The sequence below is a fragment of the Chromobacterium sp. Ag138 genome, assembly GCF_055181315.1.
The window spans coordinates 3,989,685-4,012,217 of the sequence record NZ_JBUPWA010000001.1; the positions used below are offsets into that span (position 1 = coordinate 3,989,685).

Sequence of the window (22,533 nt, forward strand, 5' to 3'; positions counted from 1 at the left end):
GCGGCGCAGACCGGCGCGCCGCTGCGCTGCGTCGGCGCCGGCCATTCCTTCACTCCGCTGGTGCCCACGCCCGGCACGATCGTGTCGCTGGACCGGATGTCCGGCCTGCTGGCGCATGACGCGTCCGCCGGCGAAGCCACCTTGCTGGCCGGCACCCGCATCGGCCAGCTGGCGCGCTTGCTGGACGCGCAGGGCATGGCGCTGCGCAACCAGCCGGACGTCGACGCGCAATCGTTCGCCGGCGCGATCAGCACCGCCACCCACGGCACCGGCTCCGGCCTGCCGGCTCTGCACGCCGACGCGCGCGCGCTGCGGCTGCTGACGCCGTCCGGCGAGACGCTGGACTGCGGCAAGGGCCGCGACGACGATCTGCTGCAGGCGGCGCGGGTATCGCTGGGCAGCCTGGGCGTGATCGTCCGCGCCACGGTGGCGACGCTGCCAACCTATTACCTGCAGCGCAAGCTATGGCTGCTGCCGGCGCGGCAGATGCTGGACGCCGCGCCGGAGCTGGCGCGCCGGCACCGGCATTTCGAGTTCTACTACCTGCCGTTCACCGGCTACGCCGCCGCGATCACCCACGACATCCGCCCGCCGGGGCCGGCGTCGCGGCCGGAATCCGGCGACGAGGAGATGCTGCAACAGCTGCGCCGGCTGCGCGACTGGCTGGGCGGCATGCCGGCGCTGCGGCGCTGGACGGCGCAGAAACTGATCGATCCCAATCTGAGCGAGCAGGCGTTCGACAAGTCCTGGCGGCTGCTGTCCACGGTGCGGCCCACCCGCTTCAACGAGAGCGAGTGGCATGTGCCGCGCGAGGCCGGCATCGCCTGCGTGCGCGAAGTGATCGAACGCCTGGAGCGGCGCAACGATGTGTTCTTCCCGCTGGAGTTCCGCTTCGTCAAGGCTGACGACGCCTGGCTCAGCCCTTTCTACCGCCGCGATTCCTGCTCGATCGCCGTCCACGCCGCCGCCGGCGAGCCGCATGACTACTTGCTGACCGAGCTGGCGCCGGTTTTCCGCAAATACGAGGGCAGGCCGCACTGGGGCAAGCTGCACCCGTACGACGCGGCCGAGCTGGCCGGGCTTTACCCGCGCTGGAACGATTTCCTGAAGCTGAGGCGGGAGCTGGACCCTAAAGGCGTGCTGCTCAACTCTTATTTGCGCCGCGTGTTCGGCGCGGCGGCATGAGCGGGCCGTCGCGCGGCCGGCGCCGCGTGCTGGCGGCCCTGGGCGCGGGCGCGGCGGCAGTCTGGCTGGCACGGCCCTCCGCGCGCGGCGCGCCGCACGACGCCTATTTCCGCCAGCTGCAGGCGGCGCTGCGCCGGGCCGGCATCGCCGCGCCGACGCTGGTGTTGGACCGCGAGCGGCTGCGCGCCAATATCCGGCGGATCGCGGATCATCTGGCCGGCAAGATGGCGCTCAGGGTGGTGGCGAAGTCGCTACCGTGCCCGGCCTTGCTGGCCGAGGCGGCTTTGCTGGCCGGCACCCGGCGGCAGATGCTGTTCAGCCTGCCGCAGCTGGAGGCGATGGCCGAGGGCGGGCGGGACATCCTGCTGGGCAAGCCGTTGCCGGCCGCCGCCGCGCTGGCTTTTTACCGCCAGTTTTCCGATGCGGCTTTCCGGCCGGAACGGCAGCTGCAATGGCTGGTGGACACGCCGGAGCGGCTGGCGCAGTACCGCGAACTGGCGCGCGGACAGAATCTCCATTTGAGGCTCAACTTCGAGATCGACGTCGGCCTGCACCGCGGCGGCATCGCCGACATCGCCACGTTGCAGCGCATGCTGGACATGATGGCCCAGGAGCCGCGGCTGCGATGGGCCGGACTGATGGGCTACGACGCCCACGTGGCCAAGCTTCCCGATCTGCCCGGGCTGCGGAGCCGGGCCTTGCGCCACGCGCGCGAAACCTACGCCGCCTTCGCCGCCGCCGCGCGGGCGCATCCGGCCGGACAAGCCGCCGAGCCGTGCTTCAACGCCGCCGGCTCGCCCACTTACCGGCTCTATCCCGGCGACGGCCCGGAAAACGAGGTCGCGGTGGGCTCGGCCATGGTCAAGCCCACCGATTTCGATCTGCCCTTGCTGGACGATCTGCAGCCGGCTTGCTTCATCGCCACGCCGGTGCTGAAGGCGCTGCCCCGTTTCGAACTGCCTTACGGCGTGGAGTGGCTGGGCAGGCTGGCGGGCGGCTGGGACGCCAACGCGCGGCGCGGCTATTTCATCTATGGCGGCAACTGGCAGGCCGACGCCGTGTCGCCCACGGGGCTGGCGGGCAGCGGGCTGTACGGCCATTCGTCGAACCAGCAATTATTGGTCGGCTCCGGATCGCAGGCGCTGGCGGTGGACGACATGGTGTTCTTCCGTCCGCGCCAGAGCGAGGCGGTGCTGCAGCAATTCGGCGACATCGCCGTGTACGAGGGCGGACGCATCGTCGATGGCTGGCCGGTATTGCCGGCCACCGGCTGAGGCTGGCTGAACGGCCAGCAGCCCTATGGGGAGGGGCGGCCTACCATGGCCGGGGCATCGGCGCTGAGCCGGCGCCGTTCATCCATCTTCAGCAAGGGGCATGCATGAACCCATTCGCCAAACCGGACCGCGGCGCGCGGACCGCCGACACCGCGGCCATGCCGCCGCTTCCCGACCGTTTCATCATGGGCTTCTGGCACAACTGGCCGTCCTCGGCCGGCAACGGCTATCAGCGCGGCACGTCGGCCGACATCGCGCTGACTGAGGTGCCGGAGGATTACGCCGTGGTGGCGGTGGCTTTCATGAAGGGGGCCGGCATCCCCACCTTCAAGCCCTGGAACCAGAGCGACGAGGCTTTCCGCGCCCAAGTGGAGACGTTGAACCGGCAGGGCCGCGCGGTGCTGCTTTCCTTGGGCGGGGCCGATGCACACATCGAGCTCAGGGCCGGCCAGGAGGACGCGCTGGCCGGAGAGATCGTTCGCCTGGCGGAGCTTTACGGCTTCGATGGGCTGGACATCGACCTGGAGCAGAGCGCGATCACGGCGGGCGACAACCAGACGGTGATCCCCGCCGCGCTGAAGATGGCGAAGGACTACTACCTGGCGCAAGGCCGGCATTTCATCATCAGCATGGCGCCGGAATTCCCTTATCTGAAGCCGGATGGACACTACGCGGCCTATATCGCCGCGCTGGACGGCTATTACGATTTCATCGCGCCGCAGTACTACAACCAGGGCGGCGACGGCGTATGGGTGGACGAGTTGAACGCCTGGCTGTCGCAGGACGACGATGCCAGGAAAGAGGACTTCCTCTATTACCTGACCGACAGCCTGATCCACGGCACGCGCGGCTATCTGCGCATTCCGGCCGACAAGCTCGCCATCGGTCTGCCGGCCAATGCCGATGCCGCCGCCACCGGCTTCGTCCGCGATCCGGACGCGGTGTTCAACGCCTTCCGCCGGCTGGAGGAGGCGGGCAACCCGATCCGCGGCCTGATGACCTGGTCGGTGAACTGGGACGATGGCCGCGACGTGGCCGGGCGCGGCTACGACTGGAGCTTCATCCGCGACTACGCGCCGTTGCTGGAGGGCGGAGCCGGGGGCGATCGCCCGCCGGCGCCCGGCAATCTGCACGCCGGAGAGATCGGCCGGGATTTCGTCGTTCTGGCCTGGGACGCGCCGGCCGGCGGCGATTTCCCGATCGTGGAATACCGGGTGTACCGCGACGGGCAGCAAGCGGGCCTGACCACCACCACCGATTTCCGCGACGTCGGCCTGCGCCCGGGCGGCGATTACCTGTACCACGCGACCGCGCTGGACGACGCCGGCCGGGAATCCCTGCCCGGCAACGGCGTGCGCGTGCGCACCGACGGCGATGGCGAGCCGGACTATCCGGAATGGCAGAACGGCGTACAGTACCGGGTGGGGGACGGCGCGAGCTACCAGGGGAAGCGTTACCGTTGCCTGCAGGCCCATGTGTCGAATCCCGGCTGGACGCCGGACGCGGCCATCACCTTGTGGCAGCCGGTCTAGCCTGAGCGACGCGCGCAAGAAAACCGCCGCGGCATGCGGCGGTTTTTTCATGTGGCCTCAGGTTTGCGGTCAGGGCGCGCAGGCTTAGACCACGGTGATCGTCGACTGGGCCTTGAGCGGGCAGGGCAGGCTGTCGTCGAAGGTGATCTCGATCGCGCTGGCCACGAAGAAACCGCCGATGTGCTGGGCGGCGATATGCGGCGGCGTGCCGGGCTTGGTCAGATTCACGTCCTGGGCGAACACGAACACCCGCCAGATGCCGCGCACGTCCTGGTGTTGCTGCAGCAGCAGCCGGTAGGCGCGCTCCAGGTCCAGGCTGCCTGCATAGGTGCCGTCGTTGGCCGCCGGATCGAAGCCCAGGCCGTCGTCGGTCAGCGGCGAGACGAAATATAGTCCCTGCGGCGCTTCGAACAGGGCGAAGGCATACAGGTCGCTGCCCTTGAACAGTGTGCCGTCCTGGCGCTGGAAGGCGGCGCGTACCCATAGGGGGGCGAAGGCGTGGACCACGTCGGGCGTCTCCACTTTCACCGGGCCGGCGGCATGTACGTTGACCTGGGTTTCGGTCACCGCGTAGTGATAGGTCTTGCCGGTGGTGAAGCGTTCGTAGGTCCAGGACACATCGGTTTTGTAGGCCTTGCCCGCCACCGGCGCCTCCAGCATTTTCCACTTGGCCACCACGCGTTCGGCAATCGTGGTCTCGCCGGCCGCGGGCGGAGTGGCCGCCTGGCCGCGCCAGAACGGATCGGCCTCGTCCGAGCAGGCCACCGCGATCGCGCCCGAGGCGATGGCCGAAGCCACGCCGGCGACGGTGAATTCGGGTTTGCCCGATGCCGCGCCTTTCAGCGAGCAGCATTTGACGCTGGGGTCGGTCTCCTCCACCGAGCCGCCGACGCTGAAGTTGGCCTTGCCCGCGCCGGCCGCGGCGGCGATTCCGGCCACCAGCGCCGCGATCGCGGCGACGATGATGGCCAGCACCTTCCACCAGGGATCGGAGAACGGCAGCTCGGCATGGGTGCCGGCATAGGCAGGGTTCGGCTTCCAGGCCATGGTCAGGCCGGTGGGCACCATCGGGCCGAAACGGGGCGGGCAGCGGCACTCCTTGCCGTTGTCCGTCGGCTCGCCCCAGGACTTGCCTGGCGAGTGGCCCTGGATGTTGGAGATGGTCAGCGTGCCTTCCTCCACCGTGCAGGTATAGGTGTTGCTGGCGCTGTCGAAGCGGGTCTGCGACACGAAGATCTGCTGGATGGAGCGCTGGGCGGCGAAGCCGTCGGCGCGCGCGACGAAGCTCACCAGCGGCTTGCCGGGCGTCGCATGCTGGAAGTCCGCGTCCCAGGCCAGCAGCACGGTGCCGCCGGCGGGGATGGTCGGGAAGGTGAAGGTATGCGCGATAGGGGCGATGCCGGGGTCGCCGACGCTTTCCAGATAGACGGCGACGTTGCTCAGCGGACTGGCCGAGGTGTTGGTGAAATGCGCGGCGATGCGCAGCTGGTAGATCGCGTTGTCGAATATCCCGTCGGGCAGCATGATGCTGCTCACCGGCTCGATCGCGAATGGGCGCGTGAGCACCTGGAGCGGCGTGTTCATAGTCTGTTCTCCTTGCCTTGCGGAATGACCACATAGCTGACGCCGCCCAGCGGCTTGCCGGCGTCGTCGTGCTCGACGATGTGCAGCAGCTGGTAGTGGTCGGGATGCAGCTGGCCGGCCTGGATATCGAGGTATACCGGCACCGTTTCGCCGCGCGGCACGCTCACGGCCAGGCTGGGCGCTTTTTCCCCGTCGCTGTTGCCGCCGCAGCGCGGCTCCAGGCTCAGCCTGACCTGCACTTCGGGCTTGGGCGCGGGGCGCAGCTGCAACCGGGCGAGCCCCAGGCGCTGCTGCTGGCGTTCATCCAGCTCGCCGCCGAATTCGGCGGTCAGCCTCACCCGCCGGTCCTGCCGCGGCAGGCCATTGACGGCGATGCGCAGCATGGACGCCATCTTGCTGGCGTCCAGCACCGTCAGATTGCGCTGGGCGATCTGGTCGTGGGCCGGCGGGTCGAAGCTGTAGGAGGCCGGCAGCGGGTCGGGAATCGGGTTGCTGTCGCCCTGGCCATGCGCGACGGCCAGCAGGCATTCGTGGCCGTCGTTGACGATCTGCACTGGCCAGGGCACCAGGCACAGCACGTCCTGGCCCATCGCTTCCTTCGGGTCCGCCGGCAAGTCGGCGTAGCCGGAGCCGATGTAGTTGACCGCGCCGGCTGTCATTTGCCCGGCCGGGTTGGCCCAGTAGAAATCGACGCGGACGTTCTGCGCGTCCGCGTCGCCGATATTGTCGACATGGGCCCAGACATAAGCTTTCTGGCCGGAAACCGGCGAGCCGGGCGCGCCGTTGGGATCGTTGCCGGGCACGGCCCAGATGTCGGTGCTGAGCCACCAGTACGGCGAACCGTCCCGTATCAGGATATGAGCTGACATGATTGTCCTTTCGCGCTCAAGAGATGGATGGAGACATCCCCTATGAAGTCGGCGCGCAAAGGAACGCGTCAGCCCATCACGGCATGGACGGGGGCTTGGGTCGGCCGCCCGTTTAAGATGCGCCCGGCGTCTGCAGGCGCCGATGCGGTCAGGAACAGGGGGCGAGAGCGCTCCCCTGGCAGGTGGTGGTTAGTAATTTAGACCAGTTGTTTTTCGATGCAATTAGATTATGCGGTTGTAGTGGTTTCTGCTGAGGGAAAGACGCCACACTGCGGCGCGCGCGACCGGCGAGCGGGTCGGCAAGAATCGGGTCGCCGCGCGGGGGGCGCTGTTCCAGACTGGGCGCGTGTTCTGAAAAACGCGGAGGAAACATGGAACAGCTTGCGGGAAAAGTGGCGATTGTGACCGGCGCCAGCGCCGGCATCGGTTATGAGGCGGCCTGCCTGTTTGCGCGCGAGGGCGCGCGGGTGGTCGCGGTGGCGCGGCGGGGGCATGAGCTGGAGCGGCTGGCGGCCGCCATCCGGCGAGAGGGCGGGGAGGTCGCCATCGTGGCCGGCGACGCGCGCGAGGAGTCTACCGCGCGCCAGGCGGTGGCGGAGGCGGTCCGGCGCTTCGGCGGCCTGGACATCGCCTTCAACAACGTCGGCGCGGTGGGAGAGGCCGCGCCGGTCCACGAGATCACGCCCGAGGCCTGGCGTTTCGCGCTGGACACCAATCTGACCAGCGCCTTTCTGGCCGCGCGCCGCCAGATTCCGGCGATGCTGGCGCGGGGCGGCGGCTCCCTCATCTTCACGTCCACCTTTGTCGGGCATACCGCCGGCTTTCCCGGCATGGGCGCCTACGCCGCCGGCAAGGCCGGGCTGATCGGCCTGACCCAGGTGATCGCCGCCGAGTACGGCGCGCGCGGCATCCGCGCCAACGCGCTGCTGCCGGGCGGCACCGACACCGAAATGGGCCGCGCCGCCGCGCCCACGCCGGAGGCGCGCGGCTTCGTCGAGGGGCTGCATGCCTTGAAACGGCTGGCGCGGCCGGAGGAGATCGCCCGCGCGGCGCTGTTCCTGGCGTCCGACGCCGCCAGCTTCGTCACCGGCAGCGCAATGCTGGCGGACGGCGGGGTGTCTATCCAGCGGGGCTAGCCGCCTGGGCGCGCTTCACAGCCGGTAGCGGCGGACGGCTTCGTTCATTTCCAGCACCGCTTCGTCCAGCTGCTGGGCGGTGCTGGCGGTCTGCTGCGCGGCGGCGCTGGATTGCGTGGCCATTTGGGCGATCTTTTCCACCTGGTTGGCGATGCTGTTGCAGGCATTGGCCTGCTCCCGGATGGCGTCGGCTATCTCGCCCACCATCTGCATGGCCGAGCCGGACGACTTGCCGATCTCGCTGATCGCCGCCATCGCCTCGTCGGCGCGCACCACGCCGGAGGCCACCAGCTGCTGGGTTTCGCTCATGCGGCTGGTGGTTTGGCGCGAGGTGTCGGTGACGCCGCGGATCACCTGGTCGATCTCGCTGGTGAGGATGGCGGTGCGTTCGGCCAGCTTCCTCACCTCGTCCGCCACCACGGCGAAGCCGCGGCCGGTCTCGCCCGCCCGCGCCGCCTCGATGGCGGCGTTCAGCGCCAGCAGATTGGTCTGGTCGGCGATGTCCTTGATGTTGCTGACCGAGTTGGCGATGCGGTCATTCTGCGTTTCCAGCTCGGTGAGGCTGGTGTTGGCGTGGCCCACGGTATCGGAGATGGAGCGGATCTCTTCCGCCGTTTTGGAGATCACCTGCTGGCCGTTGCCGGCGTGGCGGCTGGCCTCCTCGCTTTGCTGGTTGCTCTGTTCCGCGCGGTCGCCCACGTGGTTGATGCTGACGGTCAGCTGCTCCATGGTGGCGGCGATGGACGCCGAGGCCTGATTCTGTTGCTCCGCCGCGGTTTGCACGTAGCCGGCGGCGCGGCCGAGGTCGGTGGAATAGCTGGCCACCTTGCCGCAGTTGCGCGAGATATCGTTCAGGCTGTGACGGATGCGCTGCACCAGTTGATTGAAGGCGGCCGCGGTATTGCCGATTTCGTCTTTCGGGTTATGCACTTTGACCTGCAGGGTGAAATCCAGACGCTCGCCTATTTCGTTCATCGTGTGATTCAGGTCGTGCAGCGGCCGGGTGATGGACGAATAGGCGCGCAGGCCGAGCGTGGCCAGCAGCAAGGTCAACGCCGCGGTGGCGGCCAGCGTGATGGTATGGGTGGTGTCGATCAGCGCCTGGGAGTCGGCGACCTCCTGATCGACATGGCGCTTGTTGTAATCGATATGGGCGGTTATCGCCTTGGTGAGCGCATTGCCGACAGGCGTCACCATGCTGGCGCGGATCTTGAGCGCCTCCTCCAGCTTATTGTTTTCCGCCGCCGCCAGCATCGGCTGCACGGCGGCGTAGTATTGGTCCAGCAGGCGGCTGTCGTCGTTGAAATGTCCGCGATCCTCATTGTCGTTGACTATTTTCTGATACCGAGCCAATGACGCGGTCGCCGCCTGATACGCCTCGGCTACCTTGCCTTTGGCGGCGGCGCGATCGGCGGCGCTGGCGGCGGTCAACTCCTGCAAGCCCGCCAGACGCAGCGATGCGACAGCATTGCTGAACTGATCCAGCGTGATCAGGCTGGGATAATCATTACTGGCGAAGTTGGTGGCGGTGGCGGCCAGCCTGGATTGGGTATATAGGCTGTATGCGCTGATGCCGATTTGGGCCAGGATGGACAGCAGAATCAGCAGCAGGATTTTTCTGGAGACAGTCATGGCGATTACTTTCGTCAGCAGGCTGGCAGAGCGTTGAGTATTAATACGTATTTTTCTGCGTTCACCTGAAATAGAGTTAATAAATTAGTCGCAAATAGTTAGGCTTTGCAGCAAATCAGGTTCTTGACGCGATTGGCCATCGGGATGGCCATTAATTTATATCAAATAAACCATTAGTGAATCAGGGGAATTTTTATTTTCGATCGGAATGAATGTGCGTCATTTTCAGAAGACGACGACACCAATTGCCAGAAGCCGATAGCGCCACATCGGTGAGAGAAAAAAAGTCACGGCTCAGTACGAGCTAAGTTTTCCTGCGTACCTTCTCCACGGTGCACGTTCCTGCACTCATCTGGAGAAGCATCATGTACCGCTATACCAAGCTTTCCCTCCTGGCGATCGCCATCGCCACCGCCGGCGCGGTTGCCTACGCGGCCAAAGGCGGCATGGAAAACGACGCCATGGCGATCGCCAAGGCCAAGATTCCGCTCACTCAGGCGGTCACCGCCGCCGAGCAGCACGCCCATGGCAAGGCCTCACGCGCCGAGTACGAGAACTCGAAGCAAGGCTGGGTCTATGACGTTGAAGTCGTCAGCGGGGCGAAGGTCTTCGATGTCCGGGTCGATGCCGACAAAGGCACTGTCATCTCGTCCGCCGAGGACAAGTCGGATCACGATGACGACCACGACAAGCGGGACTGAATTCCCGACAGCATGATTGGATCGTCCTCCCGTGAGGCGATCCAATCCGGAGACCCCATGGAATCACTCAATCAAACACTGTTTCTCTGGCTCAATGCGCCGGAGCACCCCGCCGCATTGACGCTGACGCTGGCTGTCTTTTTTGCCGAGCGGCTGATCTGGGCGGTGCCGCTGGTGATAGGTATCGGCTGGCTGCGTGGCCGCGAAGGCAGCCGCAAGGCCATGCTCATCGCGACCGCATCGGGGTTGCTGGGCCTTCTCATCAACCAGGCCATCGGCCAGATTTGGTTGCATCCCCGGCCTTTCATGATCGGCCTGGGGCGCACCCTCATCCCTCATGTCGCCGACTCTTCGTTCCCGAGCGATCACCTGACGCTGTGGTGGGCTGTCGCCATCAGCCTTTCGTTGCAACAACGCCTGCGAATCGCAGGCGTGACCTTGGCTTTGTTTGGCGTGCCCATCGCCTGGGCGCGCATCTATCTTGGCGTACATTTCCCATTCGACATGCTCGGAGCCATCGCCGTCGCTGCGTTTTGCGCCTGGCTGACGTTGCGTGAAGCTCGCTGGTACCTGGTGCCGGGTTACCAACTCGCCAACGGCATCCATCGCCGGCTTTTCGGCGGGTTGATCGCGCGCGGATGGATGCGCGAGTGAGCCTATGGCCGGGCTAAGCCAGCATGTTCAAACTGCTGGCAAACCATTTCACCTCGGCAGGAGAACACTATGAACAAATTGCCCACGAACAGCACCGCAGGCTGGCTCAATAAAGTCCCGGAAGTCGCGCTCTCGTTCTGGATCATCAAGATCATGTCCACCACGGTGGGCGAGACGGGAGCAGATTTCCTGGCGGTCAACGCAGGTTTGGGCCAAGGCGTGACTCGAACCGTCATGGCGGCCCTGTTGGCTGTCGCGTTGTTCATGCAATTGCGCACCCGCCGCTACACCCCTTGGATTTACTGGCTGACGGTGGTGCTGGTCAGCGTGGTCGGCACCCAGATCACCGATCTGCTGACCGATGGCCTGGGCGTCAGCCTGTACATCAGCACCTCGGCGTTCGCCGTTGCGCTCGCCGCGATCTTCGTCGTCTGGTATCGGGTCGAGCGCACCCTGTCCATTCACGACATCGTGACTCGCAGCCGGGAGCGGTTCTATTGGGCTGCCATCCTCTGCACGTTCGCGCTGGGCACGGCCGCTGGCGATTTGGCGACCGAGGCATTGGGCCTGGGCTTTACCTGGGGCGCGGTGGCGTTCGGCGCGCTGATTGGCATCACCTATGCCGCCTGGCGCATGGGCGGCAACGCGGTGCTGACCTTCTGGATCGCCTACATCTTGACCCGCCCCTTCGGCGCCGCGCTCGGCGACTTGCTGACGCAGGCCAAGACCTATGGCGGCCTTGGCATCGGCGCCATGTGGACAAGCGCCTTGTTCCTCGCGGTGATCGTCATGCTGGTGGCTGGCGCGCAGATCGGCATGCATGGACGCCGCTCGGCCCAGCTCGTCGAATAACCCTTTTCGCTCTACGCAAGGAGAAAAACATGTTCATGCAGCGCTCGATCGTTCGCCCTGTTGCCGCCATCTCGGCCGCCGCGTTGTTGGCCTTCGCGGCAGCTTGTTCCAAATCAGCCGATCAGAACCACGCAAGCACAGCGCCAGCGACACCGGCCCAGGCGGTCTCGGCCGCGCAAGGCAAAACTGCCTCCAAGCTGGGCGACCTGTCGGCCTTCCGCAGCATCGCCACCGATGTCGCCGCTATCGTTGGCAAGGGCGACCTGCCTGCTGCCAAGGCGCGTATCAAGGACTTGGAAGTCGCATGGGACTCGGCCGAGGCTGGTTTGAAACCACGGGCAGCCGATGACTGGCATGTGCTCGACAAAGCCATCGACAAGTCGCTCGCGGCGCTCCGCGCCGACGCGCCGAGCCAAGCTGACTGCAAGGCGGCAATGGCCGCCTTGCTGAAAGCCTTCGACACGCTTGAAGGCAAAGCCTGATCCGTGAGCGTGCCCCATGCGGCCAGCCACTGAAAACGCGCCGGCCAAGATGACCGACATCGCGCTGAGCTTCTGGCTCATCAAGATTGCCGCCACGACGCTCGTCGAAACCAGCGGCGATGCGGTCTCGGCGTCCATGGATCTGGGCTGCCTGGCCGGCACGGCCATCTACGCGGCGATTGTCCTGGCTGCCGCGATCGCGCGGGGCAAGGCCAAACGCTTCCGTACTGGACGACCATCATCGCGACGAATACGGCCGGCACGACGTTGGCCGATTTTGCGGAGCGCTCGCTCGGAATCGGGTACGCTGGAGGTCCGTGCCGGTGGGCTCCGTCAGCTCGTCCAAGGCGGAAGCCTTTTACTGGCTGAGGGCGGCTGGACGGCGCATTGAACAACGATTGAACGGAGGGGAAATGCGGGTATTGCTGGTCGAAGACGATCCCATGATCGGCGACGCGATCCAGGGCGCGTTGAAGGATGCGTCTTACGCCGCCGATTGGGTGAAGGATGGGCCGAGCGCCCTCACGACGCTGGGCTGCCAGCACTACGACTTGGTGCTGCTCGACCTGGGCCTGCCTGGGAAGGATGGGCTGGAAGTGCTGGCCAGTATCCGCGCCCAAGACAACCCGATTTCCTTGCTCATTATCACGGCGCGCGACGGCCTGGACGACCGTCTGCGCGGTCTCGACGGCGGGGCTGACGACTATGTGTCCAAGCCTTTTCAGATGGCGGAATTGCTGGCCAGAATGCGCGCTGTTCTGCGCCGCAAAGGCGGCACGGCGGCCCCCGTGCTCAGCAACGGCGTGGTAACGCTCGACCCGGCCACCAAAGAGGCTTGCGTCAACGATGGCCCCCAAGTGCAATTGTCCAACCGCGAGTTTTCGCTGCTGCAATCCTTGCTGGTGCGGCCTGGCGCCATCCTTTCACGCAGCGAGCTGGAGGATCGCATCTACGGCTGGGGGGAAGAGGTCGAGAGCAATGCCGTCGAATATCTGATCCACGCGCTGCGGCGCAAGCTGGGCGGCGAGATCATCAAGAACGTCAGGGGAGTCGGATGGATGGTCTCAAAAGGCGCTTGAACGAGTCGGTTCAGCTCAAGCTGTCCTTCACCCTGTCGCTGGCCATTCTCGTGCTGGCCATTGTGGCGGGCGTGTTCTCGTTCCTGTCCGCTTTCAATGAAGCCCATGAACTACAGGATGATGTGCTGCGCCAAGTGGCGCAGCTCATGGATCGTCAGCGCCTGTCACCGGCCGCGCCGACCGCCGATGCCCGTCTCAAGGATGTCGATGAAGAGTCGAACGTGATCGTCCAGCGCCTGGGGGAGGACAATCCCTCTACGGTAGGCGTTGACGCAGGAAGTTCGCTTCCGCTCCCGGCGACTTTGGCGGATGGACTGCACACGCTGGAGGTGGGGGGCGAGACGTTTCGCGTGCTGGTCAAGACCACCGCGAGCGGCGAACGCATTGCCATAGCTCAGGAGTCTGGCTTCCGCAATGAAATTGCGCGTGACGGAGCGTTGCGCACGGTAATGCCTTTTCTGATTCTCGTGCCGGTGCTGCTGCTGATCGTCGCAGACCTGGTGCGCAAGATGTTCCAGCCCATTGCGGCACTGTCCAGAGAAATCGACCAACGGGCAGAGCAGGAACTGCATCCCGTCGAAGACCGCCATCTGCCGGTCGAAGTGCGCCCGTTCGCCGTGGCGATCAACCGCTTGCTCGCGCGTGTCGGCCAGTCTATGGAATCTCAGCGCCGCTTCGTGGCGGATGCCGCGCACGAGCTGCGCTCGCCGCTTACCGCGCTGTCGCTGCAAGCCGAGCGGCTGGCGGATGCTGACATGTCCCACCTGGCACGTGAACGGCTGACGGTTTTGCGCCAAGGGATCGAACGCGGCCGCAGCCTGCTCGATCAACTCTTGACCTTGGCCAAGGCGCAGTCGGCCGCCGACGCGCCGAAGTCGCCGGTATCTGTTCAGGCCATCTATCGCCGCGTGCTGGAAGATCTCATGCCGCTGGCCGAGGCCAAGCATATCGACCTCGGTGTCGAAGGCGCGCTGAACGCCGAAGTGTGGGCCAGCGAGATGGACATGATCGCCGTGATCAAGAACCTGGTCGATAACGCCATCCGCTACACGCCGGAGGGCGGGCGTGTTGATCTATCAGTGGCGGTCTCGGAGGGAAAGGCCGTGTTGCGTATCCAGGACAGCGGGCCTGGCATTCCGCTGGCGGAACGGGACCGGGTGTTTGATCCCTTCTACCGCACGCTGGGGAGCGAGCAGATCGGCTCGGGCCTGGGGCTGTCCATCGTCCAGACGATTGCCAATCGCATCGGCGCGAAAATCCACCTCGACTTCGCCAACGAAGCCCAGCAAACTGGCCTGATCGTCACGGTTATCGTTCCTATGCAGTCGCAACGTTGAACAACTTGGGTAAGCGCAATATGGTTACTTCCGTTGGATGGTTTTATTGGGCTTCGCTGTCCGCTGTCTTTGCGGCACTGACAGCCATTTTTGCCAAGACAGGCATTCAGGGGGTGGATTCCGATCTGGCCACCTTGATCCGCACCGCCATCATCATCGTCGTCCTGTCGGCGTTTGTCGTCTATACGGGAAAATGGACCAACCCGATGGCTTTGTCGCCCAAGACATGGCTCTTTCTTGGGCTGTCCGGCCTGGCGACAGGCGCATCGTGGGTATGCTACTTCCGTGCGCTCAAGATCGGCGATGCGTCCAAAGTCGCGCCAGTCGATAAACTGAGTCTCGTATTGGTAGCGGTGTTCGCCTTCGCCTTTCTGGGCGAGCGTCCGTCACTGAGGGAGTGGTCCGGCATTGCGATGGTGGCTGGTGGGGTTTTACTACTGGCATTCAAACGATGACTCGCCGAGCAGAGGCTGATTCGACCCGTCGTCGAACTTCCATCACCGGTCACGGCTGTTAGGATGTCAGGCTCTACTGAGCAGCTTTTCGCCATCGGGGCGTGAATCTCGCTGTGGCGAAATATGCCGATGTACGGTCTGCCGGCTAATCCCGAGTTCCAGGCACAAATCGCCAAGCTTGGTTTCCGGTTGCCTCGTCGCCGCCATCGCCAAGCGCAGCTTCGCGGCGGTCATCTGGAACGGCCGGCCGGCTTTCCGGCCGCGCGCCCGTGCCGACGCGAAGCCTGCAGTCGTGCGCTCTGCAATCCACTCGCGCTCGAACTCGGCCCGCGCCGCGAAGATTCCGAAGACCAACTTGCCGGCGGTGTCAGTGGCCGCGGCGTGCCCGTTCAGCACCTTCAGACCGGCACATCGCTGCCGTAAACGATGAAGCCCTGATGCTCGGCCACCTTGTCGTACAGCGCGCGCGCGGTCTGGTTGGCCTGGTGCGTTTGCCAGTAGAGGCGGTTGCAGCCGGCCGCCGCCGCCCGCTGTTTGGCGGCGTCGATCAAAGCCCGCGCCACGCCTTGCCCCCTGGCTTCCGGCGCGGTGAACAAATCCTGCAGATAGCACACATCGGCCAGGCGCGTGGTGCTGCGGTGAATGACGGTATGGGCCAGGCCGACGATTTTTCCATCAAGCTCCGCGATCAGCGCGTTCACCGGCTCCCGGTCATCCAGAAAGCGCGCCCAGGTCTGCCGGGTGATGTCCTCCGGCAGCGCCGTTTCCCCGGCGCGTCCGTAAAACGCGTTGTAGCCATCCCATAGCGGCCGCCAGGTTTGGTAGTCGTTTTGGTCAACGGGTCTGATATTCATGTTCGCTCAATCCGTGTTTTATTCATTTCCGCCAAAGGGGCGATGCAGCCGCAGGCTAGGGATAGCATGCCAGCTCTCATTCAAAATGGATAGTTCGCGTTCGCCAAGAGCGGCCGATCGCCGCCCAGGGCCGGCGTTGCGTCTGGTTGGGCGATCTTTTCGTCGGTTTGACGACGCTTGAAGCGGGGGAAATGAAGAACAGCGCGGCCAAGCGCTTGACCCTCTAGCGGCTACAGGGGTTTTCATGGAGCGATCCACATCAAAGGGAGACAAGCGATGGGTCATTTCGGAAAACTGTTTGGCGGCCATCACGGCCGCGACGAGCGCCATGGCCGCCGCGATGGCCACTCCGCTCCGCAGCCTGCGCAGACGCAGTCGGCAAGCTGCCCAAGCTGCCGGCAGGGGAATGATCCTGCCGCGCGGTTCTGCCAGCATTGCGGCGCCGGGTTGGTTCCGCGCCGCTGCGGATCATGCGGCCAAGAAGCCGCCGTCGCGGCGAAGTTCTGTTCCAACTGCGGCGCAGGATTGGGCCGAAACGAGATTGGCAGATAGGGATAAAGGGTTGATATTTATTTAATTTTCTAATAGGTATATTAACCAATTGAAGATAAGCATGGCCAGGCCTATGCTGGACTTATTATGATGATTGCATTGCTCGGCGTGGGTTTTCCTGCCGCATGAAAGCGGCAAGCTCCGCCGGGCAGCCAAGCCCAGGAGTGCAGCCATGTCGATTTTGTCCATCCCGCCCTTGCATCGAACCGTTGAGCGCGTGCCCATTCTTGAGCGTGTGCGCGCCGTTTTCGCCGGCTTGAAGAGGCCGGACGTACGTGCGGAGGCGCCGTTTGCGCCTGGCAAACTGGATCTGGGGAATATCACCGTCGATGAAGCCAGGGCCGCGATCTGCACGCTCTTGAAGGCTGGCCGGATCAACCGCGAAGAGAGCCGCAGCCTGAATTTGGCGATGGATGTCAGGACGCTCAACATCCGTTATGGCGACCCGATCCCCGAGCGCTTCGATCTGATGGCGGAAGCTTGCCGAGCCATGGAAAGCGGCAAAAACATGGGCTGCTGGGATCAGGTGCAGTCATTGGCGCATGGCCTGGAGGTGATGCAGGCGTATCAGCTGGAGGCTGAGTCCGTCTGAAAATGCGCCATCCGCCATGGATGGCGGCGCAAAACAGCCAGTCCCGCTCCCGGCGGCCTGGCTGTTTTTCATGCGCGCGCGGCTTGCCCATTCTCTCCAGCGACTTCCCGTCGAGCTCTGGAGATCGGAGCGCCGGCTGTCCATCCGGTCACGGACGCTCCCCGCGGCCGCGAGGCCGATGTCTGGCATGTGCGGGATGCTCGGGCCGCGCATGGGAAAGGAAAGTGATGCGTTGCCGCATCATGTTGTTTTTGTCTCCGATGGCGGCGGCAGGTCAGCTAAGTGAAAACCGCAGGAATATGGCGTCTGCTTGCTTTTCAGTTCTAAAGCAGGGGGTTGAGCACCCGTTTCCGGCCTAAAGTGGCGAAGCTCGGTCATGGCCGTCGAGCCCTGAGCTGCCAGGTCGCATGCATGTTTCAACTCAAGGAGTTAGCAATATGTCATCGCAATTTCATGGTTTGGCTATTGGAAACGGCAACAGCAATTATCTTCAGGTACTGGGACTCGCCAACATCACGGACACCGCTTATCTGACCGACTGGCAAGACTCCGGCGGCAACTGGCATGCCGGCTTCGCGCTGCCGGTGCCATCCGATTATCCGAAAGGACACTTCTTCCAGCTGACCACCGGCGTGGGCAACAGCAATTATCTGCAGGTGCTGGGCGCAGGCGAGGATGGCAATCCCTACCTGGTTTCGTGGCAGGACGGCAGCGGCAAGTGGCACGGCGGCATGCCGCTTCCCAAGCCGAGCGGCTACAGCGGCGGCCCCCTGGTGACCGGGATCGGCAACAGCAATTACTTACAGGTGATCGGCGCCAGAGTGGAATCCTCGCCGTATCTGGTGGCGTGGCAGGACAATGGCGGCAACTGGCATGCCGGCATGCCGCTGCCCAACCCCAGCGGCTACGCGGGCGGTTTCCAGCAACTGGCGACCGGCAACGGCAACGACCACTTCCTGCAAGTGGTGGGGGTAGGCAATGACGGCAACGCTTACCTGGTGACTTGGCAAAACGCCCAGGGCCAATGGAGCCCGGGTTTCGCGCTGCCCAAGCCCAGCGGCTACAGCGGCACCTTCACGCAGCTGGCCACCGGCGTCGGCAACAGCAACTTCCTGCAAGTGCTGGGCATCGGCACCGACGGCAACGCCTACCTGGTTGCCTGGCAGGATAACGGCGGCAAGTGGCACCCCGGCTTCGCGCTGCCCAAGCCTAGCGGCTACAACGGCACTTTCGCCAAGCTGGTCACCGGCATCGGCAACAGCAACTACCTGCAAGTATTCGGCATCGGCAGCAATGGCGTGGCCTACCTGGTTTCGTGGCAGGACAGCGGCGGAAACTGGCATGGCGGCCTGACGCTGCCGCAACCGTCCGGTTACAACGGCAGCTTCTCGCAACTGGCTACCGGCAATGGCAACAGCCATTTTCTGCAGGTAGTCGGCACCGACGCGCAGGGCAATGTCTACCTAGTGTCGTGGCAAGACTCCGAAGGCAAATGGCACGCCGGTTTCGAGCTGCCCAGGGCATCGTGATGCTCAGATGAATCTTGAGTTTCGGCTTGCGCAAGCAGGCTGAAGTCCAAGCCAGGCCCTCCGCGATCAGGAGGGCCTGTTTTTATCGCGATGCCAGCGATCATGGGTTGGTGAGTGGCAGAAGAGGGATGCGTCCCATGCCTGATGATGCGCTAACCCTGAGCCGGGCCTTGCTTCTTGGGAAGCTGGGGGTTCATGAAGTCCCAGGCCGCGGCGCTGGCCACATGGAAATCCAGCTTGGGCGCGTAGAGCGAGGTGTCGTTCAATGTGCCGGCCTTGATGCCCAGCATGCCGGGCATGCTGCTGAACTTGGCGAACAATTGAGAACCGCAGTTCGGACAAAAGCCCCGGCTGTGGATTTTGCCGCTATCGGCGGTGCTTTCGAAATATTTGGCCTCGCCGGCAATGTCTACCGCCGCTTCGGGAAAGATCATGGCCGGAATATAAGCGCCGCCCGAACTGCGCTGGCAGTCCTTGCAGTGGCAGTTACCCGTGAACAGCGGTTCGACGGAGACGGCATACTGAATTTCTCCGCAAAGGCATTGCCCCGTGTAGTTCTCACTCATCTGTATCTCCGTATGGCGTCAAGAAGCAACGCCGCGCGCAGCGCGGCGACCCGGCAGACTATATCCATACGGAATTGACGTGTGAAGGGCTTTGACCAGGCGCGCGCGGGGCAGGGCGGCAGGTGTACGGCGGGATTGGTGTATCGGCGTTACCACCGGCGCGTCTGTCGACGCTCCCGCCATAGCTTGCGCATGGCTGTGGGGTGAAGCGTTGCAGGGAGCACGCCCGACCAGATATATGCTGCCATCTGCCATCTGCCATCTGCCATCTGCCATCTGCCATCTGCCATCTGCCATCTTCCGGCCTGGCATGGCACCGCCATATTGATATGCCCAATCAAAAACAGCCTGCCGCTGGGAAGCGGACAGACTGTTAGCTTGTATAGAGCAGGACTTATAGCACGCGGGTGAGCAGCGTCAGCGACTCGCCCATGCGTTTGCCCAGCGGCGCCGGCAACTCCGTGATGCGGTTGGAAGGCAGGCGGACGTCGCAAGCGTAGGGTGCAATACCCGGCTCGAAGCGACAGGATGCTGCTATCGTCCGGCCGGGCATGGAGTCCGCTGCGCGGACGATGTTTAAGTGCTGGTTCCGCCCGGCAAACGGGAAAGGGGGCTGCGCGGCCAGCCCCCTTTCGACCCCAGGCCGCCCCAGCAGCCCGCGAAACCCCGGGCAAAAAGCGCCGAGCGAGGAGCCGCCGGAACTACATGCGTGCGAATCTTTGATTCGTTCAGCAGTACGCGCGAATGTCGCGCGGCGTCGAACAGCCGGCGTCTTAAAACCTCGCCCGGCGCTTTTTGCCCGGCGCGTGCTGAAGGGGGAATAGGGCGCATCGTATACGTTTTAATGTTTGTACGAGATATGTAGGGCTTACAGCACGCGGGTGAGCAGTGTCAGCGACTCGTTCATGCGCTTGCCCAGCGGCATCAGCAACTCGGTGATACGGCTGGAGGGCTGGCGGGCGTCGCAAGCGTAGGGTGCAATACCCGGCTGAAACGATGGGATGCCGCGATCTTTCGGCCGGGCATTGCACCGCCATATCGCAGTGAATCGCATTGCGGTGGAACTCCCGGCTTTGCCGGGATCCCACCCTACAAAATCCGCCGAATCCAAAACAGCCTGCCGCTGGGAAGCGGACAGGCTGTTGGTGTTTATGGCCTGTGGTTTAGAGGACGCGGGTGAGCAGCGACAGCGACTCCCCCATGCGTTTGTCCAGCGGTGCCAGCAACTCGGTGATACGGCTGGAAGGCAGGCGGACATCGTCGCCCAGGCATGCGAGCAAGTCGATTACGGACTGCAAACCTAGTTGGCCGTGGGCGAGGTGGCAGATGGACTCCACTACTGCCTCCTCGATGTCCTGGCACAAATGCGCCACGCGCGCGGCCGGCTCTCTTACCTTTGTTTGGTCCTTGCCGGCCAATTGCTCCTGCAAGGCGGCAAAGGCTTCATGCAGCCGGGTCATGGCCAGCAGGCTGGGCGGATGGGTGGGGACTTGATTGTGCAGCAGCCAACGGCTGCGGGCGGGGTGACGGTTGTTCAGGGAAACGGCAAGGTGAGACGAACTGCGGGTGATGCTAGGCATGGCAAAACCCTCCTGGATAGGTGCTTAACCCTGCCAACCCCAACGCCAAGTAGGGGTGGCAGGCACATGGCGGGATTGGCGTACCGATCCAGGAGCGGCGCATCATAGATGCTCCCACCATGGCCCGCCATAGAGGACGTGCAATGGTGTACGGACGCGACAAGGCCCAGCCTTGCACACAAGTCCGCCTGAATGCGGGACGCCAATCCCGGTGCCGCTATTGAACGGCACGAATGAGATTATCCGGAGGGAAGGCTTGCGAGGCAAGGGAATAGGGTGGAAAACCGGCTGTATTTTGAAGCAGTAAGTAGAATCCGCTGCGCGGATGATGGTTTGGATTGCCGGGGCTGCCCGGCGGCAGGGAGGGGATATTTGCTTGGCCAAATATCCCCTCCACCCCTAAAGGCCACCCTGCAAGCCTGGCCTGCGGCTCCCCGCCGGTTCCCGTCAGGCCCGAGGCGCGGCTGAACTCGTCCCGCGCTAACGTCGCGGGACTCAAACAGGCAGCCGCTTAAAACCTCGGGCCTGCCACCCGGCGGCAGGCTTGAAGGGATTGGTCGCGTCGCAAACGCGTTTGCGTTTTGCGAGCAATGAATAGCGCATGGGTGGGGTCAGCAATGTATGGTGGACAAATCTTGATTTGCCCACGGGTAACGGTATGCAGAAAGCGCGTGGGCAAGCTTTGAAGCTTGCCCACCCTACCGCTCAGATAATCGTCCGGGATGCGACACCTACGGCCCTGGAGAAAACAGGTAAGTAGGCAGGCAAGCGGTGCGTCGCCCCTGCGGGGTGACGGCACCCTACGCTTAGAACCGAACCGACTTGCCCCTGTCCCATCAGCGCAAGCCGACTCCGAATCCCTTTCCAAGGTTTTAAGCCGCCGCTTGTTTGAGCGGGGCGACGTTAGCGCCCCGCGAGTTCGGCGGCGCCTTGGAAAGGGCTTTGGAGGCGGGGTTTCGCAGCGCTGTTGGGTCGCCTTTTCTTTCGTCCATTTCTTTTGGCGAAGCAAAAGAAATGGACCCGTCTAGCCGGGCGGAACCGGCACTTAAATGTCTGTCCGCGGAGCGGACACAAAACCAATCTGTATTGCTCGGTAAACGTTGGGCTTCGCTTGGCTCAGCCCAACCTTGTATCTTGCAATTGGTAGTGGTGAGCCGCCACTGCCTGGAGCCGAAGCAGCTTGGGCCCAATCTTAAGGCCAGACCTTGAGCCGTAGATAAAGCCTTCGACTCCACCTCATCGCCAAATCCGACACTGAACGGTAGCCAAGGGTTCGACCCTGCATGCACAAGGCAAATGGGCGATTAGGCATTTTCCGTGAGGACCCGCTTTATGCATTATCTCGGAATAGACGTAGCCAAAGCCAAACTGGACTGCACTCTTTTGCTGGATGCCGCCAACAAACGCAAAGCCAAATGCGTGAGCAACGATAAAACCGGCATTCATGCTCTGTTGTCATGGCTGACCAAGCAAGGCCTGGAGCCCCGGCAGGTTCATGCTGTGATGGAAGGCACCGGCGTGTATCACGAACAAGCAGCCATCGCCTTGTGCGATGCCGGTGTGATCGTTTCCATCATCAACCCGGCGCAAATCCGCGACTTCGCTAAAGGCTTGGCGATTCGAACCAAGACCGATGGCGTAGATAGCTTGGTCCTGGCGCGTTATGGAGCCTTGCTCCAACCTATGGCCTGGATTCCTCCCAGCCGGCAAGCCCGTGCGCTACAGGCGTTGCTGGCTCGGCGCGAGGCGCTGCAGCAGGATCTTCGCCGTGAGCTGAATCGGCAAGAAAAAGCCGAAGCCACCGATACACCAGAGCTGATTCAGCAGTCGCTGATCGAGTCGATTGCGTTTATCGGAACACAACTGGCCAAGTTGCAGCAGGATATCGACGACCATATTGACCGTCACCCGGAATTGAAAGCGGACCTGGCCCTGTTGAGCAGCATTCCGGCCATTGGCCCGCAGTCGGGCAGCAATCTTCTGGCCATCATGCATACCCATCATTTCGTCAGCGCCGAGCAATTGGCCGCATATCTCGGTTTGGTGCCAGTGGAACGTCAATCAGGTAGTTCGCTCTTGGGCCGAGCT

General features: G+C 63.8%; 25 protein-coding genes and 1 pseudogene. 17 read left to right on the forward strand and 9 right to left on the reverse strand.

What is annotated here, in order from left to right:
* The 3 genes from ACY3GB_RS18725 to ACY3GB_RS18735 all read left to right on the forward strand — a co-directional run.
* Nucleotides 1-1,185 (forward strand): D-arabinono-1,4-lactone oxidase (locus tag ACY3GB_RS18725; protein WP_463090058.1); only part of this gene is annotated, 1,185 nt, incomplete at its 5' end.
* The gene (locus ACY3GB_RS18730; RefSeq protein WP_463090056.1) at nucleotides 1,182-2,459 is read left to right on the forward strand and encodes an alanine racemase; all 1,278 of its coding nucleotides are present in this window, start codon (nucleotides 1,182-1,184) and stop codon (nucleotides 2,457-2,459) included. The genes ACY3GB_RS18725 and ACY3GB_RS18730, both read left to right, overlap by 4 nt.
* Nucleotides 2,460-2,563: 104 nt before the next feature.
* Nucleotides 2,564-3,991 carry a carbohydrate-binding protein gene (locus ACY3GB_RS18735; protein WP_463090059.1) on the forward strand — a complete coding sequence of 476 codons (1,428 nt, stop codon included), beginning with the start codon at nucleotides 2,564-2,566 and terminating at the stop codon, nucleotides 3,989-3,991.
* Nucleotides 3,992-4,075: 84 nt separating this feature from the next.
* Here the strand turns inward: ACY3GB_RS18735 and ACY3GB_RS18740 are convergent, their stop codons facing one another.
* Together ACY3GB_RS18740 and ACY3GB_RS18745 are read right to left on the reverse strand one after the other, a co-directional pair.
* Nucleotides 4,076-5,575 carry a hypothetical protein gene (locus ACY3GB_RS18740; protein WP_463090060.1) on the reverse strand — a complete coding sequence of 500 codons (1,500 nt, stop codon included), beginning with the start codon at nucleotides 5,573-5,575 and terminating at the stop codon, nucleotides 4,076-4,078.
* The gene (locus ACY3GB_RS18745; RefSeq protein ID WP_463090061.1) at nucleotides 5,572-6,444 is read right to left on the reverse strand and encodes a hypothetical protein; all 873 of its coding nucleotides are present in this window, start codon (nucleotides 6,442-6,444) and stop codon (nucleotides 5,572-5,574) included. Before ACY3GB_RS18745 ends, ACY3GB_RS18740 begins: the two co-directional genes overlap by 4 nt.
* A gap of 371 nt (nucleotides 6,445-6,815) precedes the next feature.
* Here ACY3GB_RS18745 and ACY3GB_RS18750 point away from each other — a divergent pair, with 371 nt between their 5' ends.
* Nucleotides 6,816-7,580: an SDR family oxidoreductase gene (locus ACY3GB_RS18750; protein ID WP_463090062.1), complete on the forward strand. Its 765-nt coding sequence runs from the start codon at nucleotides 6,816-6,818 to the stop codon at nucleotides 7,578-7,580.
* A 15-nt stretch (nucleotides 7,581-7,595) separates the two neighbouring features.
* On the opposite strand, the gene ACY3GB_RS18755 is transcribed toward ACY3GB_RS18750, so the two are convergent.
* Nucleotides 7,596-9,212, reverse strand: coding sequence for a methyl-accepting chemotaxis protein (locus ACY3GB_RS18755; RefSeq protein ID WP_463090063.1), 1,617 nt, complete (start codon nucleotides 9,210-9,212; stop codon nucleotides 7,596-7,598).
* 365 nt (nucleotides 9,213-9,577) lie between these two features.
* Between ACY3GB_RS18755 and ACY3GB_RS18760 the strand changes: the two genes are divergently transcribed.
* From ACY3GB_RS18760 to ACY3GB_RS18800, 9 genes and pseudogenes are all read left to right on the forward strand, one after another.
* Complete coding sequence (locus ACY3GB_RS18760; RefSeq protein ID WP_463090064.1) at nucleotides 9,578-9,913, forward strand: PepSY domain-containing protein; 336 nt, start codon at nucleotides 9,578-9,580, stop codon at nucleotides 9,911-9,913.
* Between the two features lie 57 nt (nucleotides 9,914-9,970).
* Nucleotides 9,971-10,567 (forward strand): undecaprenyl-diphosphatase, encoded by a 597-nt coding sequence (locus ACY3GB_RS18765; RefSeq protein WP_463090065.1) that lies wholly within the window; start codon nucleotides 9,971-9,973, stop codon nucleotides 10,565-10,567.
* Between the two features lie 69 nt (nucleotides 10,568-10,636).
* Nucleotides 10,637-11,419, forward strand: coding sequence for a COG4705 family protein (locus tag ACY3GB_RS18770; RefSeq protein WP_463090066.1), 783 nt, complete (start codon nucleotides 10,637-10,639; stop codon nucleotides 11,417-11,419).
* Nucleotides 11,420-11,448: 29 nt separating this feature from the next.
* Nucleotides 11,449-11,901 carry a hypothetical protein gene (locus ACY3GB_RS18775; protein WP_463090067.1) on the forward strand — a complete coding sequence of 151 codons (453 nt, stop codon included), beginning with the start codon at nucleotides 11,449-11,451 and terminating at the stop codon, nucleotides 11,899-11,901.
* A gap of 49 nt (nucleotides 11,902-11,950) precedes the next feature.
* A pseudogene (locus ACY3GB_RS18780) lies at nucleotides 11,951-12,094 on the forward strand (hypothetical protein); the annotation flags it as partial.
* 74 nt (nucleotides 12,095-12,168) lie between these two features.
* Nucleotides 12,169-12,270 carry a hypothetical protein gene (locus ACY3GB_RS18785; RefSeq protein ID WP_463090959.1) on the forward strand — a complete coding sequence of 34 codons (102 nt, stop codon included), beginning with the start codon at nucleotides 12,169-12,171 and terminating at the stop codon, nucleotides 12,268-12,270.
* 44 nt (nucleotides 12,271-12,314) lie between these two features.
* Nucleotides 12,315-12,980 (forward strand): response regulator transcription factor, encoded by a 666-nt coding sequence (locus ACY3GB_RS18790; protein ID WP_463090068.1) that lies wholly within the window; start codon nucleotides 12,315-12,317, stop codon nucleotides 12,978-12,980.
* Complete coding sequence (locus tag ACY3GB_RS18795) at nucleotides 12,956-14,317, forward strand: ATP-binding protein (protein WP_463090069.1); 1,362 nt, start codon at nucleotides 12,956-12,958, stop codon at nucleotides 14,315-14,317. The genes ACY3GB_RS18790 and ACY3GB_RS18795 overlap by 25 nt, the downstream gene beginning before the upstream one ends.
* A gap of 20 nt (nucleotides 14,318-14,337) precedes the next feature.
* Nucleotides 14,338-14,772 carry an EamA family transporter gene (locus tag ACY3GB_RS18800; protein ID WP_463090070.1) on the forward strand — a complete coding sequence of 145 codons (435 nt, stop codon included), beginning with the start codon at nucleotides 14,338-14,340 and terminating at the stop codon, nucleotides 14,770-14,772.
* A gap of 66 nt (nucleotides 14,773-14,838) precedes the next feature.
* Here ACY3GB_RS18800 and ACY3GB_RS18805 read toward each other — a convergent pair whose 3' ends face one another.
* Nucleotides 14,839-15,168, reverse strand: a complete 330-nt coding sequence (locus ACY3GB_RS18805) for a recombinase family protein (protein WP_463090071.1) — start codon at nucleotides 15,166-15,168, stop codon at nucleotides 14,839-14,841.
* Between the two features lie 2 nt (nucleotides 15,169-15,170).
* On the reverse strand, nucleotides 15,171-15,626 hold the full coding sequence (locus ACY3GB_RS18810; RefSeq protein WP_463090072.1) for an N-acetyltransferase family protein: 456 nt from the start codon (nucleotides 15,624-15,626) through the stop codon (nucleotides 15,171-15,173).
* Between the two features lie 276 nt (nucleotides 15,627-15,902).
* On the opposite strand from ACY3GB_RS18810, the gene ACY3GB_RS18815 reads away from it, so the two are divergent.
* The 3 genes from ACY3GB_RS18815 (at nucleotide 15,903) to ACY3GB_RS18825 (ending at nucleotide 18,299) form a co-directional block, all read left to right on the forward strand.
* Nucleotides 15,903-16,178: a double zinc ribbon domain-containing protein gene (locus ACY3GB_RS18815; protein WP_463090073.1), complete on the forward strand. Its 276-nt coding sequence runs from the start codon at nucleotides 15,903-15,905 to the stop codon at nucleotides 16,176-16,178.
* Between the two features lie 172 nt (nucleotides 16,179-16,350).
* Complete coding sequence (locus ACY3GB_RS18820; RefSeq protein WP_463090074.1) at nucleotides 16,351-16,770, forward strand: hypothetical protein; 420 nt, start codon at nucleotides 16,351-16,353, stop codon at nucleotides 16,768-16,770.
* Between the two features lie 437 nt (nucleotides 16,771-17,207).
* Entirely contained in the window at nucleotides 17,208-18,299 is a 1,092-nt protein-coding gene (locus ACY3GB_RS18825; protein WP_463090075.1) for a CV39L family lectin, read from the forward strand.
* Between the two features lie 152 nt (nucleotides 18,300-18,451).
* Here ACY3GB_RS18825 and ACY3GB_RS18830 read toward each other — a convergent pair whose 3' ends face one another.
* The 4 genes from ACY3GB_RS18830 to ACY3GB_RS18845 form a co-directional block, all read right to left on the reverse strand.
* Nucleotides 18,452-18,865: a GFA family protein gene (locus tag ACY3GB_RS18830; RefSeq protein WP_463090076.1), complete on the reverse strand. Its 414-nt coding sequence runs from the start codon at nucleotides 18,863-18,865 to the stop codon at nucleotides 18,452-18,454.
* A gap of 394 nt (nucleotides 18,866-19,259) precedes the next feature.
* Nucleotides 19,260-19,418, reverse strand: coding sequence for a DUF1484 family protein (locus tag ACY3GB_RS18835; RefSeq protein ID WP_463090077.1), 159 nt, complete (start codon nucleotides 19,416-19,418; stop codon nucleotides 19,260-19,262).
* A gap of 315 nt (nucleotides 19,419-19,733) precedes the next feature.
* A complete protein-coding gene (locus ACY3GB_RS18840; RefSeq protein WP_463090078.1) occupies nucleotides 19,734-19,919 on the reverse strand; it encodes a DUF1484 family protein in 186 nt (61 codons plus the stop codon).
* Nucleotides 19,920-20,028: 109 nt separating this feature from the next.
* A complete protein-coding gene (locus ACY3GB_RS18845) occupies nucleotides 20,029-20,445 on the reverse strand; it encodes a DUF1484 domain-containing protein (RefSeq protein ID WP_463090079.1) in 417 nt (138 codons plus the stop codon).
* Between the two features lie 1,332 nt (nucleotides 20,446-21,777).
* Between ACY3GB_RS18845 and ACY3GB_RS18850 the strand changes: the two genes are divergently transcribed.
* On the forward strand, nucleotides 21,778-22,533 hold a 756-nt coding region (locus tag ACY3GB_RS18850), incomplete at its 3' end, for an IS110 family RNA-guided transposase (RefSeq protein WP_463090080.1).

Bases quoted from the DNA above. Each gene is read 5' to 3' on its own strand.
- ACY3GB_RS18730 (WP_463090056.1), top strand. From the start codon at position 1,182: ATGAGCGGGCCGTCGCGCGGCCGGCGCCGCGTGCTGGCGGCCCTGGGC.
- ACY3GB_RS18735 (WP_463090059.1), top strand. From the start codon at position 2,564: ATGAACCCATTCGCCAAACCGGACCGCGGCGCGCGGACCGCCGACACC.
- ACY3GB_RS18740 (WP_463090060.1), bottom strand. From the start codon at position 5,575: ATGAACACGCCGCTCCAGGTGCTCACGCGCCCATTCGCGATCGAGCCG.
- ACY3GB_RS18745 (WP_463090061.1), bottom strand. From the start codon at position 6,444: ATGTCAGCTCATATCCTGATACGGGACGGTTCGCCGTACTGGTGGCTC.
- ACY3GB_RS18750 (WP_463090062.1), top strand. From the start codon at position 6,816: ATGGAACAGCTTGCGGGAAAAGTGGCGATTGTGACCGGCGCCAGCGCC.
- ACY3GB_RS18755 (WP_463090063.1), bottom strand. From the start codon at position 9,212: ATGACTGTCTCCAGAAAAATCCTGCTGCTGATTCTGCTGTCCATCCTG.
- ACY3GB_RS18760 (WP_463090064.1), top strand. From the start codon at position 9,578: ATGTACCGCTATACCAAGCTTTCCCTCCTGGCGATCGCCATCGCCACC.
- ACY3GB_RS18765 (WP_463090065.1), top strand. From the start codon at position 9,971: ATGGAATCACTCAATCAAACACTGTTTCTCTGGCTCAATGCGCCGGAG.
- ACY3GB_RS18770 (WP_463090066.1), top strand. From the start codon at position 10,637: ATGAACAAATTGCCCACGAACAGCACCGCAGGCTGGCTCAATAAAGTC.
- ACY3GB_RS18775 (WP_463090067.1), top strand. From the start codon at position 11,449: ATGTTCATGCAGCGCTCGATCGTTCGCCCTGTTGCCGCCATCTCGGCC.
- ACY3GB_RS18790 (WP_463090068.1), top strand. From the start codon at position 12,315: ATGCGGGTATTGCTGGTCGAAGACGATCCCATGATCGGCGACGCGATC.
- ACY3GB_RS18795 (WP_463090069.1), top strand. From the start codon at position 12,956: ATGGATGGTCTCAAAAGGCGCTTGAACGAGTCGGTTCAGCTCAAGCTG.
- ACY3GB_RS18800 (WP_463090070.1), top strand. From the start codon at position 14,338: ATGGTTACTTCCGTTGGATGGTTTTATTGGGCTTCGCTGTCCGCTGTC.
- ACY3GB_RS18810 (WP_463090072.1), bottom strand. From the start codon at position 15,626: ATGAATATCAGACCCGTTGACCAAAACGACTACCAAACCTGGCGGCCG.
- ACY3GB_RS18815 (WP_463090073.1), top strand. From the start codon at position 15,903: ATGGGTCATTTCGGAAAACTGTTTGGCGGCCATCACGGCCGCGACGAG.
- ACY3GB_RS18820 (WP_463090074.1), top strand. From the start codon at position 16,351: ATGTCGATTTTGTCCATCCCGCCCTTGCATCGAACCGTTGAGCGCGTG.
- ACY3GB_RS18825 (WP_463090075.1), top strand. From the start codon at position 17,208: ATGTCATCGCAATTTCATGGTTTGGCTATTGGAAACGGCAACAGCAAT.
- ACY3GB_RS18830 (WP_463090076.1), bottom strand. From the start codon at position 18,865: ATGAGTGAGAACTACACGGGGCAATGCCTTTGCGGAGAAATTCAGTAT.
- ACY3GB_RS18835 (WP_463090077.1), bottom strand. From the start codon at position 19,418: ATGCCCGGCCGGACGATAGCAGCATCCTGTCGCTTCGAGCCGGGTATT.
- ACY3GB_RS18840 (WP_463090078.1), bottom strand. From the start codon at position 19,919: ATGCGATTCACTGCGATATGGCGGTGCAATGCCCGGCCGAAAGATCGC.
- ACY3GB_RS18845 (WP_463090079.1), bottom strand. From the start codon at position 20,445: ATGCCTAGCATCACCCGCAGTTCGTCTCACCTTGCCGTTTCCCTGAAC.